The organism is Mycolicibacterium agri, from assembly GCF_002553505.1.
Lineage (GTDB): Bacteria > Actinomycetota > Actinomycetes > Mycobacteriales > Mycobacteriaceae > Mycobacterium > Mycobacterium agri.
Genome location: NZ_PDCP01000008.1, coordinates 61,929 through 77,177, shown reverse-complemented (window position 1 = coordinate 77,177; position 15,249 = coordinate 61,929). Strand labels below are relative to the sequence as shown.

Genomic DNA, 15,249 nt, shown 5'->3' with positions numbered 1-15,249 from the left:
GCTAGTTGCGGAAATTTCGTCGATTTTTCGTCAATTTCCGTGGTCTCGGCGCGGTTCGCTGATCGTTCGACCTGCGCCTTCGGGCACCCGTATGCCCCTCGCCAGCGGAATTCTTCGGATCGGGGGCACTGGCTGTAGGCTGAGCCAGGTTGAGTTTGCAGCCTCCGGAAACGTCGTAGGCGTGCAGGACTCTCACAAGCCCGCCCGTGCGGGCCTTCCCACAAAACAGCTCTCTTTCTAACGATTCACGCTTGGAGTCGATTCATCGTGTCCCCTATTGCATCAACAACCCTGATAGCTTCACGCCCGCCCACCGCCACCCCTGGCGACCCGTTGCGGATGTCAACCGCTTGGCAGAGCGCCACGGTCGTGCGCATCAGCGCCGGCGGTGAAGTCGACGCCGCGAACAGCGAACGACTGGCCCGCTACGTGTTTCGCTACGGCGCCAACTGCCGCCACCTGATCCTGGACTTGTCCGGCGTCGAATTCTTTGCAGTGGACGCCTTTTCGACCTTGCGGACCATCGGACATCGTTGCGCAACGGCTCAGGTCAACTGGACACTCATCCCGAGCCGTGCGGTATCGCGCGTGCTCACCCTCGCTGACCCGCGCGGCGTACTTCTGTCGGATGCGCTGATCGCGAGTTAAGCGCTGACATGATGGTCAGATGAGCGCCGACGTACGGGGTCGGGTGTGGCGAGGCGGTGCGCCGCAGGACGACTTCGTCTTCTCCTCGATATCGGACTATCTCGTCGAGGACGACACGCTGGTGTGGTGCGATATCTACGACCCCGACAGCGACACGTTGTCCGCCCTGGCAGACGAACTCGGGCTCAATGACTGGGCGGTCGAGGACGCCGTCGCCGAGGCCGAACGCACCAAGGCCGTGGTCTACAGGTCCCACACCTTCTTCACCGTCTATGCGGTGTCGTGCCGCGAGCCTGCCGAGGACTCCCAGTCGGCGATAGAGTCCCACCGCATCTCGGGTTTTGTACTGCCGCAGGGCCTCGTCACGGTCCGGTTGTCCCCCTGGTACGACATCGACACCGTCTCCCGCCGCTTCGACGAACTCGGCGGCCAGGAATACGGGGTGGGCGCGTTGGTGCACGGCCTGCTCGACGTCGTCGTCGACGGCCACTTCGACGCGGTGCAGATGCTTGACGACGCGACCGAGGCTCTCGAGGACGAACTGTTCGAAAACGGTACTCCGCGAGGAGGACTGCAACGCAAGACCTTTCGCTTACGCAAGAACCTCGTCGAGCTGCGCAGAGTGGTGTTGCCGATGCGCGAAGTGGTTAACACGATTCAGCACCGCAGGCTGGACGCCAAGACGTCGCCGCAACTCGATCCGCTCTACGCCGACCTCTACGACCACGTGCTGCGGGTCTCGGAGTGGACCGAATCCTTACGGGACATGATCACGACAGTCTTCGAGACGAACCTTTCGCTGCAGGACGCGCGGTTGAACACGGTGGTGAAGAAGCTCACCGGTTGGGCGGCGATCATCGCGGTGCCCACGGCGATCACCGGGTTCTACGGGCAGAACGTGGACTTCCCCGGCATCGACACTGTCGGCGGCTTTGTGACCAGCACGGCCCTCATCGTCATCCTGGTGCTGCTGCTGTACTGGGTGTTCAAGCGCCGCGACTGGCTGTAGCGGCTAGTTCGGTGCCGGCGAGCTCGGAATGTCGAGCCGGTCCTTGATGGAGTCGATTTTGGCCTCGATGCGCTCCATGTCTTCGGCGTCCACCTTGAACAGCCAGTGCTTGGCGCCGAGCAGAAGGATGGCCTGGAACACCAATTGCAGCCACTCGCTTTGCCAGTTCTCAAAAGTCGCACCAAGAAAGGTGCTCCAGTACTCCGACCAGATGAACGGCTGACCGTGGGCCTGTTGGTCGGAGCGGAATTCGGCCAGCATCGCGAAGAACTGGCCGAGCCAGGACCCGACGAACAACAGCAGAAGTACGTAGACAGCGCCCCACCGCCGAAAGTGTTTCATGGCTGACTCCTTCGCTGCGCCTTACGAATTGGTGATTCCCCACACCAGGCAGAAGGTGTGGCCCGCGGGGTCGCGGAAGACCCGGAAGGTGCCGTCTTCGCTGGCATCGGTGACGCGGGCCGCGCCCAATGCCAGCACTCGCCGTTCAGCGTCGTCGACGTCGTCGTCGCCGACTTGGATGTCGAGGTGGAATTGCTGTGAGCCACGGGGATCGGGAAATATCGGCGGCTCGTGTTCGGGGGCTAGCTGAAAGGCCAGCCGTCGCCCTGTCGGGTCGGTCAGTACCGACCACGTGTCGTCTTCTTTGTGCACGGTGCCGCCGAGGACTCCCTGATAGAAGTCTGCGAGTGCCTGCGGGTCCCGGCAGTCCACCACCACTGAGCGAATGTTTCCGATCATGACCTTCGGGTTGCCGTTTTGCGACTTCACAAACGCCGGAAGAGGTGTCAGCGCTTCTGCAGACTGGGCGGCTCAACGAGCAAATCTGTGGGACCATCTGCGCATGACGCGCGAGGAGGATCCCGAGGAGAGGATCAGGCAACTCGAACGCCCCCTGGCCGAACTGGCCCAGACGAGCGAGCTCGGCGGTGAGCAGCCCAGCAGCACGGCTTATCTCCCGCCACCGGTTCCGGGCTACAGCCCGCAGGACTACACCCCACCCACCTACGCCGGCCCGCCGCCGTACGGCGCCCCGCCGTATTCGACCCAGCCGCGCAAAGTTTCCGGCGGAATCCCGTGGATCGTGTTCGGCCTGATCGCGGTCGTGCTTGTGGCGATGGCGGCAGGCGTCATCGCCTTCGTCTCGAAAATGTCGGCGACGTCGGGCATCTCGGGCGGCGGCGGCTCCATCGACCTGCCGTCGATACCGTCGATTCCGCCGATGCCGTCGGTGCCGTCTATCGAGATTCCGAACATCCCCGTACCACCCGGGCTTCCCGGCTCGGCTCCCCAGACGATCACCGCAGCACCCGGTGAGACCGTCTCCGTCGCGGGCGTCGAGAACACCAGAACCGTCGTCTGCAACGACTCGTCGGTGTCAGTCAGCGGCGTCAGCAACACTGTCACGATCACCGGGCATTGCGTGAGCGTGACGGTGTCCGGGATGGACAACGTCGTCACCGTCGATGCCAGCGACACGATCGGCGCCTCGGGGTTCGACAACCGCATCACCTACCACTCGGGGGCGCCGCAGATCAACGCCACCGAGTCGAACATCGTCGTGCAGGGCTGACCGCAAGTCGGTCCTCTCAAGCGTGGTTGGGGGCCACATGTCCGAGACGTCCTCATCTGCCTCATCTGCCGAGCCTGCCGTATCTGCCGATTCCGGTGTCACCGCGCGCCGTCCCGCGGGCGCCGTCGCCACCGCCTGGCTTCTCGGCGCGGGCATCCCCCTTGTCGCAATCGGTGTCGGCACCTGGTTGCTCGCGCGGAATTTCGCGGCGGCCGGCCCGGACTTCCTGATGCGCTACGTGTTCGGCGAGCGCGATCCGGATCTGTACGCCGCTATCCGCTCCGCCATCGCTCACGACTGGGCCGTGATCGCGGGCTATGTCCTGATTCTGTTGACGTGCGCGCTGCTCTTCTTCGTCATCATGTCGGCGTTCTCGAATACGGGGACGACGCTGGGCTACGTGCTCCTGGGTGCGCTCGGTGTTGCGGCAGGCATGGACGTCGTCGAGAACCTCCTGGTGCTGTGGTCGTTAGACGCGGCCGGACGGTTATGGATCGTGTTACCTGCCGCGGCGGCGACGGTCAAATGGTGTGCGCTTCTTGTGGCGATTTTCGCGGTGCCGGCAGCGGTCTTCGCGTCGTCGCGGGTGGTGGTCTCCTACATCGCGCGCTGGATCCGCAGAAATGCGCCGAACTGGTGGGACCGTGTTCTGGTCACCGAACCGCGACGGGATCCGGCCGAGTCGCAGGAGGATGGCGAAAGCTCTTGGCGTAAATCCTATTTCGTACCGGACGCGGACCAACTGCTGACGGCGGAGGATGGCTCGCCGAGAATTGCCAGCGCGCTGTGCCTGTCCGGAGGCGGAATCCGGTCGGGCTGCGTGGCCATGGGCGCGATGCAGACTCTGTCGCGTGAGCCCGACGGCGACGAGCCACCGCGCTGGGACAGTGCACCGCTGCTCGACGAGTTCGACTACATCATCTCGGTGTCCGGCGGCGGCTACACCGCCGGCGCGCGCCTCCTGTCGATCCAACGGGACACGGTCGGCGGACCCGTCGCCGCGTTGGCCGACCGGTTCAACCCCGGCTCACCCGAATTCGCGTTCCTGCGCAGCCGCGCCAGCTACATCGCCGACACGCCAATGGGTCTGGTGCGCGCGCTCGGCGAGGTGTTGAAGAACCTGCTGGCGTCGGCGGCCATGGTGTTGCTCGTGGCGGTGATCGCCGGCTGGGCGTTCGGCTGGTTCACGGCGCGGGTGCCGGTCGCCGCCTTCGTGCCGTCGCGGACAGCGTGGTCCTCCGATCACTTCCAGGCGCTCGATCAGCACCCGATGGCATCGACGCTGGCGATCGCGATTCCGATCCTCTTCGCGATCCTCTTCGGTGCGGCAGGCCTGGCATGCGAATACGTCTCGGTGTCACGCGGGTTCACCCAGGCCAAGGCGGTACTGAACCAAGCCGCGACGGCCACGGCGCTGCTTGCGGTGCTGGTGTTCGTGGTGACGGTCGCGCTGCCGGGCCTGATGTGGCTGTGCGCGCCCATGTCGCCGACGCAGACCACCAAATGGCCCTCGCTTGCAGCGCTAGGTGGTCTGGCCGCCGCCGCGGCGCTGCAGTACGGCGCGACCCTGATCTCGATGGTCACCTCGAAGAAGGACGGACCAGGGCAGGTCTCTCGCGCGCGAAAGAGGCTGCCGCCGGGAGTCGTTCAACTCATCATCGTGCTGGCGACGTTGGTGGTGCTGGCCGCAGGCTGGCTGCTGATCCTGGGGATCGCGGCGGCGCAGGTGTTCGAGTGGGTCAGCCAGGCGTCGGCTCCGATCCCGCATCCGAGCCTCATTCTCGTCGCGATCGTGCTGCTCGTCGTGATGCTCAGCACCATCGATGTCACCTCGCTGAGCCTGCACCCGTTCTACCGCGGGCGTCTCGCGCGGGCGATGGCGGTGCGGCGGATCGACGGTGAAGCCAAGGGTTATCCGCCCGAGGAAGGCACCTGGCTGGACCGCTACGGCCGCACGGACGGCGGCCCCCGCTTCGTGTTCGCAGCGGCCGCCGCGCTGTCGGGCGAAGCCAAACCCGCGCCAGGGCTCAATGCGGTGTCGTACGTGTTGAGCGCTGACCACATCGGCGGGCCCGCGCTGGGCTGGCTCGACACCAAGGAGATCATCGCCGTTGCGCCACCGCGCCTGAAACGCGATCTGACCGTGCAGGCCGCGATGGCGATCAGCGGTGCGGCGTTCGCGTCGGCAATGGGACGGATGAACAAGGGATTTCAAACACTGTTGGCGGTGTCGGGCGCACGCCTGGGCACCTGGCTGCCGAACCCGAAGTTCGTCCGGTACGCGAAGGCTCATGCGGCAGAGCCGCTGTACCCGAAGGCGTTGCCGTCGATGCGCGGGGCCGGCTACTTCTATCGGGAACTGTTCGGTATCAACAAACTTCACGCCCGGCTCGTCCAGGTCACCGACGGCGGGCACTACGAGAATCTCGGGCTGGTCGAGGCGTTGCGGCGTCGCTGTCGCCTGATCTATGTCATCGACGGCGGCGGCGACACTCCCCCGCTGCTGTCCGGGCTGTCGGATGCCATCCGGCTGGCGCGCTTCGAGCTCGGCGTTCAGATCGAACTCGACGAGCGCGGACCCTACGGCGTTCCCAACCTGGCGCCGGGCTCGGCCCCGCAGTTCCCCGACGGGCACGCCTTCCGCTCGCTCAACGAGCGGCTGACGGCTGGTGCGGTGGTCCGCGGCACGATCACATACCCGGCCGCCGCGGGTCTCGGCGCCAACAACACCGGGCTGTTGATCGTCGCCAAGGCGGTGTTGTGGCGGGAGCTGCCCGACTGGGTGCTCACCTACGGCGCAGGCAAGAGCGGCGCCAGCTTCCCGAACGACAAGACGTCGGATCAGTGGTTCAACGAGGCCCAGTTCGCGGCCTACACGGAAGTGGGCAGGCGCATCGCGGTGGCGGCGCGGGCGGTGCGCTCGCATGCCGAGGAACCGATTCCCAGCCAGCCGGAAAGTCACGGGTTTGACGAGGCGACCTATCGGGATCACGGTGACGGTCATGTAAGCCGCCGGTGAGACACCCATTACGCGCCTCCACCTTACGCCCGGCCGGTCGGCGCCTTCAGGTCCCGTCGAACTTTGCGTTCCGAGGCAGTTTCCGGGGCATCGTCACAGGTGGCGGTGAGGAGCCGGTCGGGCAGTGCCAGCTTGTGAATCGTCCGCAGCGTCAAGAGGTATTGGCGCACAAGCGAACCGGTGGTATAGGGCAGGCCATACTTGTCACATTGAGCCCGGACCCGCACCGCGATCTCCGCATATCGGTTACTTGGCAGGTCGGGAAACAGGTGGTGCTCGATCTGATAGCAGAGATTGCCGCTCGAGAATCTAAGCAGCGGACCCGCTTTGAAGTTCGCCGCACCAAGCATTTGCCGCAGATACCAGTCCGCCCTAGTTTCGTTGTTCACAACGTCGGCGGTGAACTTCTCGGCACCATCGGGGAAATGCCCGCAGAAAATCACCACGTATGCCCAAATGTTGCGAATCAGGTTGGCGGCCATGTTCGCGGCCAGTGTTCTGCGCCAGCGGGAGCGATTGAGTGCGGGAAAGAGCACGTAGTCTTTGAGTGCTTGGCGGCCGATCTTCCCGACCAAGGCCCTGCGCACCTGAGCGAGCTTCCCAAGATCGGCCGTCCGGTCACGCTCGGCATGGATCCCATGAAGCGCGATGCCCCACTCGAAAACAACGGCCAGCAGGATGTTTCGCAGTGGCTGGAGAAGGTGCACCAACCGCCACTTCTCGTCGCGGGTCACCCGCATCACGCCGAAACCGAGGTCATCATCCATGCCGACCACATTGCTGAAGACGTGGTGGCGGTAGTTGTGCGAGTACCTCCACTGCGACGAGACGGCGACCATGTCCCATTCCCACGTGCTCGAGTGAATCTCCGGGTCGTTCATCCAGTCCCATTGCCCATGGGAGATGTTGTGGCCGAGCTCCATGTTTTCAACGCTCTTGGCGAAGGCGAGCGCGGCCGTCCCGACCAACCAACCGGCCCGTGATCGACTGCAGCCGATGACCAGGCGTGCCGCCGCGTCAACCGTCCGTTGGAACGTGATCGTGCGTCGGATATAGGCAGCGTCCTTCTCGCCGAGCGACTCCTCAATGTCTCGCCGGATGGCGTCTAGCTCGTCGCCCAGGGCGTCGATGTCAGCCTTGCTGAGATGCGCGTAGGCTGCGATGTCGGCAATTGCCAAAAGATGTTCCTGTTTCCTGCTGTGACTCAGCCGATTGACACCAGCTGGTCGATTGAATCTACGGGGAGACGGCCGTCGACGACGGCCGTCACCTCTATCTTGCTGAGCCTAATCGCTCCCCTGTGGTTGTCCAGGAAAGCGGTGTCGGCGGCATCACGCCCCGTCGCGATCCGCACCAGCGTCTGCCGGGGAGCCAACAATGTCCCATCGACAACTCGCCACTGTCCGTCAACGAACGCTTCGGCAACGGCATGGAAATCCATCGGTGACAACCCAGGTGCGTAGACGGAGACGACGCGAGCAGGCACGTTCACGGCGCGCAACAACGCGACCACCAGATGTGCATAGTCCCGGCAAACGCCTTCACCGGCGAGAAGTGTGTCAACGGCACCGTCGATCGGGTCGCTGGATCCCGGTACGTAGTTCAATCGCGTGCCGACCCAGGAAGACACCTTCTCCAGCAGCGTCGCCGAATCAGCGTAACTACCAAATTCGGTTGACGCGAAACCGTAAAACTTATCTGCCTCGGCATAGCGGCTGGGCCGTAGGTATACCGACAGGTCGTATTCGCTCACCGGTGCCGGGCCGGTTCGTCCGCAAATGGTGGCGCTGTAGTCGACCCTCAGATTGCCAACCGGAACTGCGAGCTTGTGAATGCGATTGCCGTGCGTGCCGCTGATCTCCGCGGCGGGCACGCCCATACCGTCCAACACAAACGACAACGCCTCGTGCACATCGGTGTTGGGATGCGGTGCAACCGCGATCTGGAACTCCAGTGTCGTCGGCGCTTCGATCTCGACCTCAAGCACTGCCGCAACCTCGCGTTTCAAGTCTGTCCTTCCCCACGGCACCAGGACACCCGATACCGGCGTCGTCGATGCGGCAGCCGTGTTTGGGCATAGGCTCGGCGAGCCGGGCACGTTCCACTGTGCCGCGCTGATCTCCTCAGCCACAGCAGATATTCGAACAGCGGAGCCGGAAACGTTACCGCCATGCCCATGCCGGCCTTCGTGTGAGGATTGCGCGCGCCAAGCGATGGTAAGCACTCGCGACGACTGGCCAGGCCATGTCCGGGGCCAACCGGCGCGCTTCGGCGGCCATCGCGCCGGACAAGCGCGGCTGTGTGAGTACCCGGCGCAGTGCGGTGGTCAATGCCTCAGGGTCGTCATGGGGCACCACAATTCCGGCCCCGCTTGCGAGCAGTTCGACCGCATGCGGAAATGCGGTCGCCACAACGGGTCTGCCATTTGCGACGGCATCGACAAGCACGCCCGAGGTGACCTGATCGCCCGAGTCGTACGGCACGACGACAACTGCGGCGGACTGGATGAGGGCGGTCAGCATCGCAACGTTGCGGTAGCCCGTGTCGAAATCCACCGATGCCTCGACGCCACGGCTTCGAGCCCGCTCCGCGAGCGCGTAGCGATAAGATTCGCCCCCTGCAGCAGACATTTTGCGGTGCATGCGGCCCGCGACAAGGTATCGCGGTTGTCCCGGCAGATCTTTGAGCGTCGCCATCGCGTCGATCACCCGCTCGATGCCCTTTCCCGGGCCGAGCAATCCCCACGTCACCAGTGTCGGTCGGCCACCCCGGACGCCCGAGGCATCGGTCGAAACCGTTGCCCCGTGCGGGATCATGGTGATCTTGCGAGGGTCGACCTCGTACTCGCATCGCAGCCGCTCGCGGGCGGCATCGGTCATCACGACGACCTGATCCACCGCTGTCGCAAGCTTCTGCATGACCGAACGTTGATGTCGCGTAGGATTTTCGGGATTGCTGTGCGCAACCAAGATGGTCGGCCCCTGCAAGCCGTCGACGACGTCGAGAATCTCTTCTCCGTCGACGCCTCCGTGGTGTCGTAGTCATGCTGAATGACGGCGACGTCGCGTCTACTCAGCATCCCAACGCATGCACTAACCGATGCGGACGAGCCATTGACCATTTCGCCGACGACATTTCTGCTCTCTGATCGCGGCCCGTCGGAAAGTCGCACGATGTCGACGAGGCCACCGTTTGCGACCAACCCCCTGGCCAGCCCGGCGGCGAACGTCGCCAGTCCGCACGGCGTCGGGGGATAGGTACTGAGAATGCCGATACTCGGCGGGTCAGCGGCGAGCTGACGCGCAACGCGAACCGTCGATGACGGGAAAACAGACGAAGTGCTCAAAGTGGTCCCAATTGGCGATTGCTGCCTTGGTGTCCATCGTGAGCGGTTGCTCGGCGATGATCGGTCTGGTGGGTGGAGCAGCCGGTTGAACCCGATGAGTCTTCGACGTCTCAGCTGTTGTGCCTCAACGCTTGTGCTTGAGAGAAGCGTCGGCAACCGACGCGGAGCCGTCGGTCTTGGCACGCTTGTCCGCCCGCTTCTGCTTCAGCGACTTGGCGGACTTCTTGCTCATGGACTGGCGTGGAGATTTATCCAACAGAGGCCCCTTGATTGCGGAGCCTGGCCGGTTCCGATGCCTCGAGCCTACGCCACAACGTCAAGTCGCGGCCGGATCGCGACCTCCACAGCGGACGCGGGGCGCGTGGAATACTCGCCGATCACGGCCACAAACGCGGTGGTCGGCCGTTATCGTGAGCCGGTGGAGGAGGGCACGCCGTTCGGCCGCTACCGGCTGCTCGAGTTGTTGGGCCGCGGCGGCATGGGCGAGGTTTGGCGCGCCTACGACACCGCGATCGACCGCGTCGTTGCGCTGAAGATGCTGCTGCCCGCCTTCGCTGAAGACGCCGACTTCGAGCAGCGGTTCCGCCGCGAGGCGCGGGCGGCCGCGCGGCTGGACGATCCGCACGTCGTGCCGATCTACGACGTCGGCGAGATCGACGACCGGCTGTATGTGACCATGCGGCTGATCAAGGGCAAGGACCTGCAGACAATGCTCGATGCCGGGCCGCTTGAGCCGGCGCGGGCGGTGTCCATCATCGAGCAGATCGCGTCGGCGCTGCACAGCGCGCACAAGGTGGGTCTGGTGCACCGCGACGTGAAACCGTCCAACATCCTTGTCGACGAGAACGACTTCGCCTACCTCATCGATTTCGGAATTGCCCGCGGCGCCAACGACACTCGGCTGACATCGGCGAGCTCGGCGATCGGCACGTGGGCCTACATGGCACCGGAGCGGTTCAACTCCGGCGACATTCACCCGAGCTCGGACATCTACGCGTTGGCCTGCGTGCTCTACCAATGCCTGACCGGTCAGCAGCCGTTCCCCGGCAGCACGCTCGAACAGGTCGCCGTCGGGCACATGGTCAGCCCGCCGCCGCGGCCGTCGGAGAAGTCGGGCGCGGTCCCGCCTGCGCTGGACGAGGTCATCGCGATCGGTCTGGCCAAGCAGCCCGCCCAGCGCTATCCCACCGCGATCGAGATGGCCTCGGCGGCAAGGCAAGTCATCACCGGGTCCGCGCCGGTTCCGGCTGCTCCGGCAGTAGACAGTCCCAGCGCGTCCGGCTGGCCCGGTCAACCGTGGACCCAGGCCGGCCCGACACCAGTGCCGTATCCGGCGACGGCACCGACGATGTTCAGCGGACCACACGCGGTGCCACCACACGCGCTGCCACCACAAGTGGCCGCACCGAAGTCACCGAAGAAATCGAAGCGCCACCACGGCGTGCTGATCGGCGCGGCGGTGTTCGTCGCGACCCTGGCAGTGGTGGGCGGTGTGATCGCCGTCGTCGAACTCACGTCGCGCGACGAGCGCAGATCCACGACGCCGAGTACGGCCGCCGCCAGCGCCGCCGAATTCACCGGCCGCTACCGCGCCGACTACGGGCCTGGCACCGACCTCGACGACAAGCCGGTGCCGAATGCCCCTGCCACGACCAGCAATTGGGACGTCCGCTCGGAGTGCGGCGCCGGCGGCTGCGTCGCGACCGCCGCCAGCGCGAGTGGCGATGCCCTGCTGTCGAACATGACCTTCGATCAGTTGGGCGGCAAGTGGGTTGCCGTCGGGCTGGCCTCGGCGCAGTGCGGCACGCCTGAGCCCGTCGAGATCTGGGTCGTCATGACGCTCGAACCGCACCCCGACGGAACGCTTTCCGGCGAAACCGTGCGGGCCTCCGCCAACGGCGCGTGCGCGGCCAAGCGGACTGTGAAGTTCACCCGCACGGGAGATCCCGACCCCAACAAGGTGGCCGACCCGGCCGTGATGCCGCCGCGGGGCGTGAGCCCGGCCAACGGCTTGCAGGGCAGCTATCGGCAGACGACGACCTTCGCCGACGGCACGGTCCTGCCGGGAAAGGTTCTGCAGGCCAACACCTACTGCCTGCGCACCGGCGACCGGTGCATGAGCCTGTTCCATACCGGTCCCGAGGTCGTCACGCTCCTGTACGCCGACGACAAGTGGACGCGCAACGAGCACGGCACTGCGTCATGCCCGGCGGGTACGGCCGAGGTGACGATCACCGCCGAATACCCGATGCCGCAGGCGTTGGACGATCCGATCTCGGTGCTCACCGGCCACGGAACCCAGACGATCGCGCCCGGCAGCCCATGCACCGGCGGCGGCGAGTTTCAGGACAGGTTCGAACGCACCGGCGACTGAGGCAGTTCTAGCGATCTAGCAGGCGCAGCGGGAGAAGAACGCGCCGGTGAAGATGGCGATGATCAGGGCCTCGGTGGTCAGCCCCATGAGGACGGTGACGACAACCGCTGACAGCGCCGCCACCCCGACGACGCCCATGAGGACGTTCCACCACACGTGCGCATGGGTGTGAGCGGACGCGGAACGCTGGCTGACCTGCGACGCGACCACTGCACCGTTGTGCACCTCTGCCATGGCATGCCCCTTCGTTGTGACAGCAAGCACAATATAGCGCCTTTCGTGACGGGGATCACATTCTCTGCAGTTCGTCCGGGTTTAGATTTCGCATCAACCAGGCACTCCGCCTGTGGCGTAAACCACAGCCCGGGGGAACGGAGCGTGCCATGACCACCGAAAATCAGGTCACGCCGACCGACGTCGACAAGGCGCTGTTGGGCACAGCAACCTATCGCAGCCTTGGTGAACAGCGGCTATCACCGCGTGAGGAACGCTTCGAGAAGGGCCGTCGCACGGTGGGCCTTTTTCTGGCGCCGCTGCTGACGGTCGTCTTCCTGATCGTGCCCCTGGACATCCCGCGTGAGCAGCAGGTGCTGGCCGCGGTGCTGCTCGGCGTCATCGCGCTGTGGATCAGCGAGGCGGTGCCGATCCCGATCGGCGGCCTGCTCGGTGTCGCCGTCATCGTCTTCCTGGGTGTGGCACCGGTCGACGACGTGCTCAGCCCGTTCGGGTCGTCGACGATCTTCACGTTCATCGGGGCGTTCATCCTCGCGCAGGCGATGCTGAAACACGGTGTCGCTCGCCGTTTCGCGTTCCGGATTCTGTCGCTGCCCCGGGTGGGCCAGTCGACCACCGGCGTGATCCTCGCATTCGGCGTGGTCACCTGCCTGCTGTCGGCGTTCGTGTCCAACACCGCGACGGTGGCGATGCTGCTGCCCACCGCGATCGGCATCCTCAGCGTCATCGCCAAACTGCTGCAGAGCCGCGGGGACGTCGAACCCGACTTCGATCCGCAGCGCCTGCGAGTGGGCGCCGCGATCATGCTGATGCTCGCTTACGGCGCCAGCGTCGGCGGCCTGCTGACGCCGGTGGGCAGCCCGCCCAATCTGATCGGACGCGGCCTCATCGAGGAGGCCACCGGCGAGCGAATCAGCTTCGGCCAGTGGATGGTTCTGGCGCTGCCGATCTGCTTCGTGATGTTCGTGCTGCTGGCACTGATCCTGCTGCGGCTGAACAAGCCGGAGATCAAACGGATCGACGGTGTCGCGGAGTACGTCGCGGAACAGCGCGCGAAGCTGGGCTCGATGTCGCGGGCCGAGAAGAACACGCTGATCGCGTTCGGGATCACGGTGACACTGTGGGTCTTCCCCGGCATCGTCGCGCTGATCACCGGGACCGACTCCAGCGCATACGAATTCGTCAGCGACCGGCTCGACGAAGGCGTGGTGGCCGTGTTCGGTGCGTCGCTGCTGTTCCTGCTGCCGACGGACTGGCAGCAGCGCGAGTTCACCCTGCGCTGGAGCGATGCCGCCAAGATCGACTGGGGCACAATCATTCTCTTCGGTACCGGCATCATCTTCGGGTCGCTGATCGCCGACACCGGGCTGGCCGAGACCATCGGCACGTCGATCAACGACGCGCTGGGCCTGTCGAGCATCGTGCCCATCACGATCTTCGCGGTGATCCTGGCGATCCTCGTGTCGGAGACGACGAGCAACACCGCGTCGGCCGCCGTGGTGGTGCCGATCATCATTCCGGTTGCGATGGCCGCCGGCGTCAACCCGTTCGTGCCTGCGCTGGCGGCGACGTTCGCCGCGTCGTTCGGTTTCATGCTGCCGGTGTCGACGCCGCAGAACGCGATCGTCTACGGTTCGGGCGTCGTCAAGATCACCACGATGATCCGCTCCGGCATCACGTTCGACATCGCGGGCGCGATCCTGATCGTCATCCTGCTGCCGATCATGGTCGGCCTGCTCGGCCTGGGCGGCTGATGCGGGCTAACCCTCGGCGGCGGTCCAGTCGTAGGGCAGGAACTTCCCGTCGAACGTGACGACGACGCGGTCGCCCGCGGGGTGCGGCTTCTTGTCGACGCTGACGCTGAAGGTGATCGCGCTCATGATGCCGTCACCGAACTGTTCGTGGATCAGCTCTTTGATGGCACCGCCGTAGACTTGCAGCGCTTCATAGAAGCGGTAGATGGTCGGGTCGGTCGGCACCGCCGTCGGCAGGCCGCCGCGCATCGGCACACCCGCCAGCACCGGCACCGCCGACTCGTCGAGGCCGAGCATCTCGACGAGGGTCTTGCCGTGCTCGGGCGGGATGGGGTGCTGGCCGAGAAGCGCCGCGGTGGTCCAGACGACCGGCTTGCCGATGGCGTCGGCCAGCTGCTGCCAGGTCAACCCCTTCGCCAAGCGGGCAACGACGATCTGTTCGGTGATTTCGGCTCTGGTGGTCATCCATCAATCATCGACCGGTCGGCGGGCATCCGCCACGCGTCGTTGTCCCTTGGTTTCTGCGGCCATGGTCGTGGTTGCGCGCCAAGACAACGACCCCTGCCGCAAATCGGAGAACGTGCGGTTACACGGTGCTGGCGATCGGCGGCCCGATCTCGTCTTCGAGCGTCCGAATCACCCGCGCCAGCTCCTCGACCAGCCAGCTGTCGCTGCGGCGTCGATACACCTCCAGCAGCGACCGGTAGTACCAGAGATGGTCGTGCGGATTGTCGGTGTTGAACCGCTTCCACACGCTCGGGCCTTCCCGGCGCAGGTCCCGCAGAATCGCCCTGGCGTTGTCGAGCTTGTCGGCCATCGACACCCGAATCGTACTGTCCGACACCTCATCCAGGTGCGCGATGTAGTTCTCCTTGCGCTCACGCCACGGCGGCTTCGGCGTGACGACGGTGTCGCTGCACTCCTCGACGATCGCCGCGACCTCGGCGCCGAACCGCTCCTCGATCTCGGCCAGCGTCGCGTCGCCGCCCTGATCTTCGGCCGCGTCGTGCAGCAGCGCCGCAATCACTTCGATCTCGCTGCCGTCGGCCTCGATGATCAGGCCGGCGACCGACAACAGATGCCCCACGTACGGGACCGCGCTGGCCTTGCGGGTCTGGGTGTTGTGCAGCTCGGCGGCATAACCCAAGGCCTCCTGGAACTTCGGGCCCAGCCGCGGCGACGTCGTCATCTCGCTCATGGTGACTCCATTCTCCTCCCCCACTGTGGCACTGGCCACGTTCGCCGAGCCGGGCGGCACCCCTCTATACGACTCGGACCAGCGCAAGGCGCCT

The 15,249-nt window shown here is 65.3% G+C and carries 14 protein-coding genes and 1 pseudogene; 6 read left to right on the top strand and 9 right to left on the bottom strand.

The window, feature by feature from the left end:
• Positions 1 to 369 precede the first annotated feature (369 nt).
• Both CQY20_RS06465 and CQY20_RS06460 read left to right on the top strand, forming a co-directional pair.
• Positions 370 to 648: an STAS domain-containing protein gene (locus CQY20_RS06465; protein WP_234816128.1), complete on the top strand. Its 279-nt coding sequence runs from the start codon at positions 370 to 372 to the stop codon at positions 646 to 648.
• 19 nt (positions 649 to 667) lie between these two features.
• Positions 668 to 1,657: a magnesium transporter CorA family protein gene (locus CQY20_RS06460; protein ID WP_097939160.1), complete on the top strand. Its 990-nt coding sequence runs from the start codon at positions 668 to 670 to the stop codon at positions 1,655 to 1,657.
• Between the two features lie 3 nt (positions 1,658 to 1,660).
• Here CQY20_RS06460 and CQY20_RS06455 read toward each other — a convergent pair whose 3' ends face one another.
• Both CQY20_RS06455 and CQY20_RS06450 read right to left on the bottom strand, forming a co-directional pair.
• Positions 1,661 to 1,999, bottom strand: coding sequence for a DUF6766 family protein (locus CQY20_RS06455; RefSeq protein ID WP_097939158.1), 339 nt, complete (start codon positions 1,997 to 1,999; stop codon positions 1,661 to 1,663).
• Positions 2,000 to 2,020: 21 nt separating this feature from the next.
• The gene (locus tag CQY20_RS06450; protein WP_097939257.1) at positions 2,021 to 2,398 is read right to left on the bottom strand and encodes a VOC family protein; all 378 of its coding nucleotides are present in this window, start codon (positions 2,396 to 2,398) and stop codon (positions 2,021 to 2,023) included.
• A gap of 103 nt (positions 2,399 to 2,501) precedes the next feature.
• Between CQY20_RS06450 and CQY20_RS06445 the strand changes: the two genes are divergently transcribed.
• Positions 2,502 to 3,230, top strand: coding sequence for a DUF3060 domain-containing protein (locus CQY20_RS06445; protein WP_097939156.1), 729 nt, complete (start codon positions 2,502 to 2,504; stop codon positions 3,228 to 3,230).
• A 37-nt stretch (positions 3,231 to 3,267) separates the two neighbouring features.
• A complete protein-coding gene (locus CQY20_RS06440) occupies positions 3,268 to 6,249 on the top strand; it encodes a patatin-like phospholipase domain-containing protein (protein WP_097939154.1) in 2,982 nt (993 codons plus the stop codon).
• Positions 6,250 to 6,272: 23 nt separating this feature from the next.
• On the opposite strand, the gene CQY20_RS06435 is transcribed toward CQY20_RS06440, so the two are convergent.
• The 4 genes and pseudogenes from CQY20_RS06435 to CQY20_RS35905 form a co-directional block, all read right to left on the bottom strand.
• On the bottom strand, positions 6,273 to 7,427 hold the full coding sequence (locus CQY20_RS06435) for a fatty acid desaturase family protein (protein WP_097939152.1): 1,155 nt from the start codon (positions 7,425 to 7,427) through the stop codon (positions 6,273 to 6,275).
• A gap of 26 nt (positions 7,428 to 7,453) precedes the next feature.
• The gene (locus CQY20_RS06430; protein ID WP_097939255.1) at positions 7,454 to 8,257 is read right to left on the bottom strand and encodes a transglutaminase-like domain-containing protein; all 804 of its coding nucleotides are present in this window, start codon (positions 8,255 to 8,257) and stop codon (positions 7,454 to 7,456) included.
• Between the two features lie 154 nt (positions 8,258 to 8,411).
• Positions 8,412 to 9,595 (bottom strand): annotated as a pseudogene (locus tag CQY20_RS36170) (glycosyltransferase).
• A gap of 124 nt (positions 9,596 to 9,719) precedes the next feature.
• On the bottom strand, positions 9,720 to 9,851 hold the full coding sequence (locus tag CQY20_RS35905) for a hypothetical protein (protein ID WP_272938799.1): 132 nt from the start codon (positions 9,849 to 9,851) through the stop codon (positions 9,720 to 9,722).
• A gap of 162 nt (positions 9,852 to 10,013) precedes the next feature.
• Between CQY20_RS35905 and CQY20_RS06415 the strand changes: the two genes are divergently transcribed.
• A complete protein-coding gene (locus CQY20_RS06415; protein WP_234816127.1) occupies positions 10,014 to 11,969 on the top strand; it encodes a serine/threonine-protein kinase in 1,956 nt (651 codons plus the stop codon).
• A gap of 15 nt (positions 11,970 to 11,984) precedes the next feature.
• Here the strand turns inward: CQY20_RS06415 and CQY20_RS06410 are convergent, their stop codons facing one another.
• Positions 11,985 to 12,203 (bottom strand): hypothetical protein, encoded by a 219-nt coding sequence (locus tag CQY20_RS06410; RefSeq protein WP_097939146.1) that lies wholly within the window; start codon positions 12,201 to 12,203, stop codon positions 11,985 to 11,987.
• A 149-nt stretch (positions 12,204 to 12,352) separates the two neighbouring features.
• On the opposite strand from CQY20_RS06410, the gene CQY20_RS06405 reads away from it, so the two are divergent.
• Positions 12,353 to 13,957 carry an SLC13 family permease gene (locus tag CQY20_RS06405; RefSeq protein WP_097939144.1) on the top strand — a complete coding sequence of 535 codons (1,605 nt, stop codon included), beginning with the start codon at positions 12,353 to 12,355 and terminating at the stop codon, positions 13,955 to 13,957.
• 6 nt (positions 13,958 to 13,963) lie between these two features.
• Here the strand turns inward: CQY20_RS06405 and cynS are convergent, their stop codons facing one another.
• The gene (cynS, locus tag CQY20_RS06400) at positions 13,964 to 14,422 is read right to left on the bottom strand and encodes a cyanase (protein ID WP_097939142.1); all 459 of its coding nucleotides are present in this window, start codon (positions 14,420 to 14,422) and stop codon (positions 13,964 to 13,966) included.
• Positions 14,423 to 14,543: 121 nt separating this feature from the next.
• The gene (locus CQY20_RS06395; protein WP_097939140.1) at positions 14,544 to 15,155 is read right to left on the bottom strand and encodes an HD domain-containing protein; all 612 of its coding nucleotides are present in this window, start codon (positions 15,153 to 15,155) and stop codon (positions 14,544 to 14,546) included.
• Positions 15,156 to 15,249 lie beyond the last annotated feature (94 nt).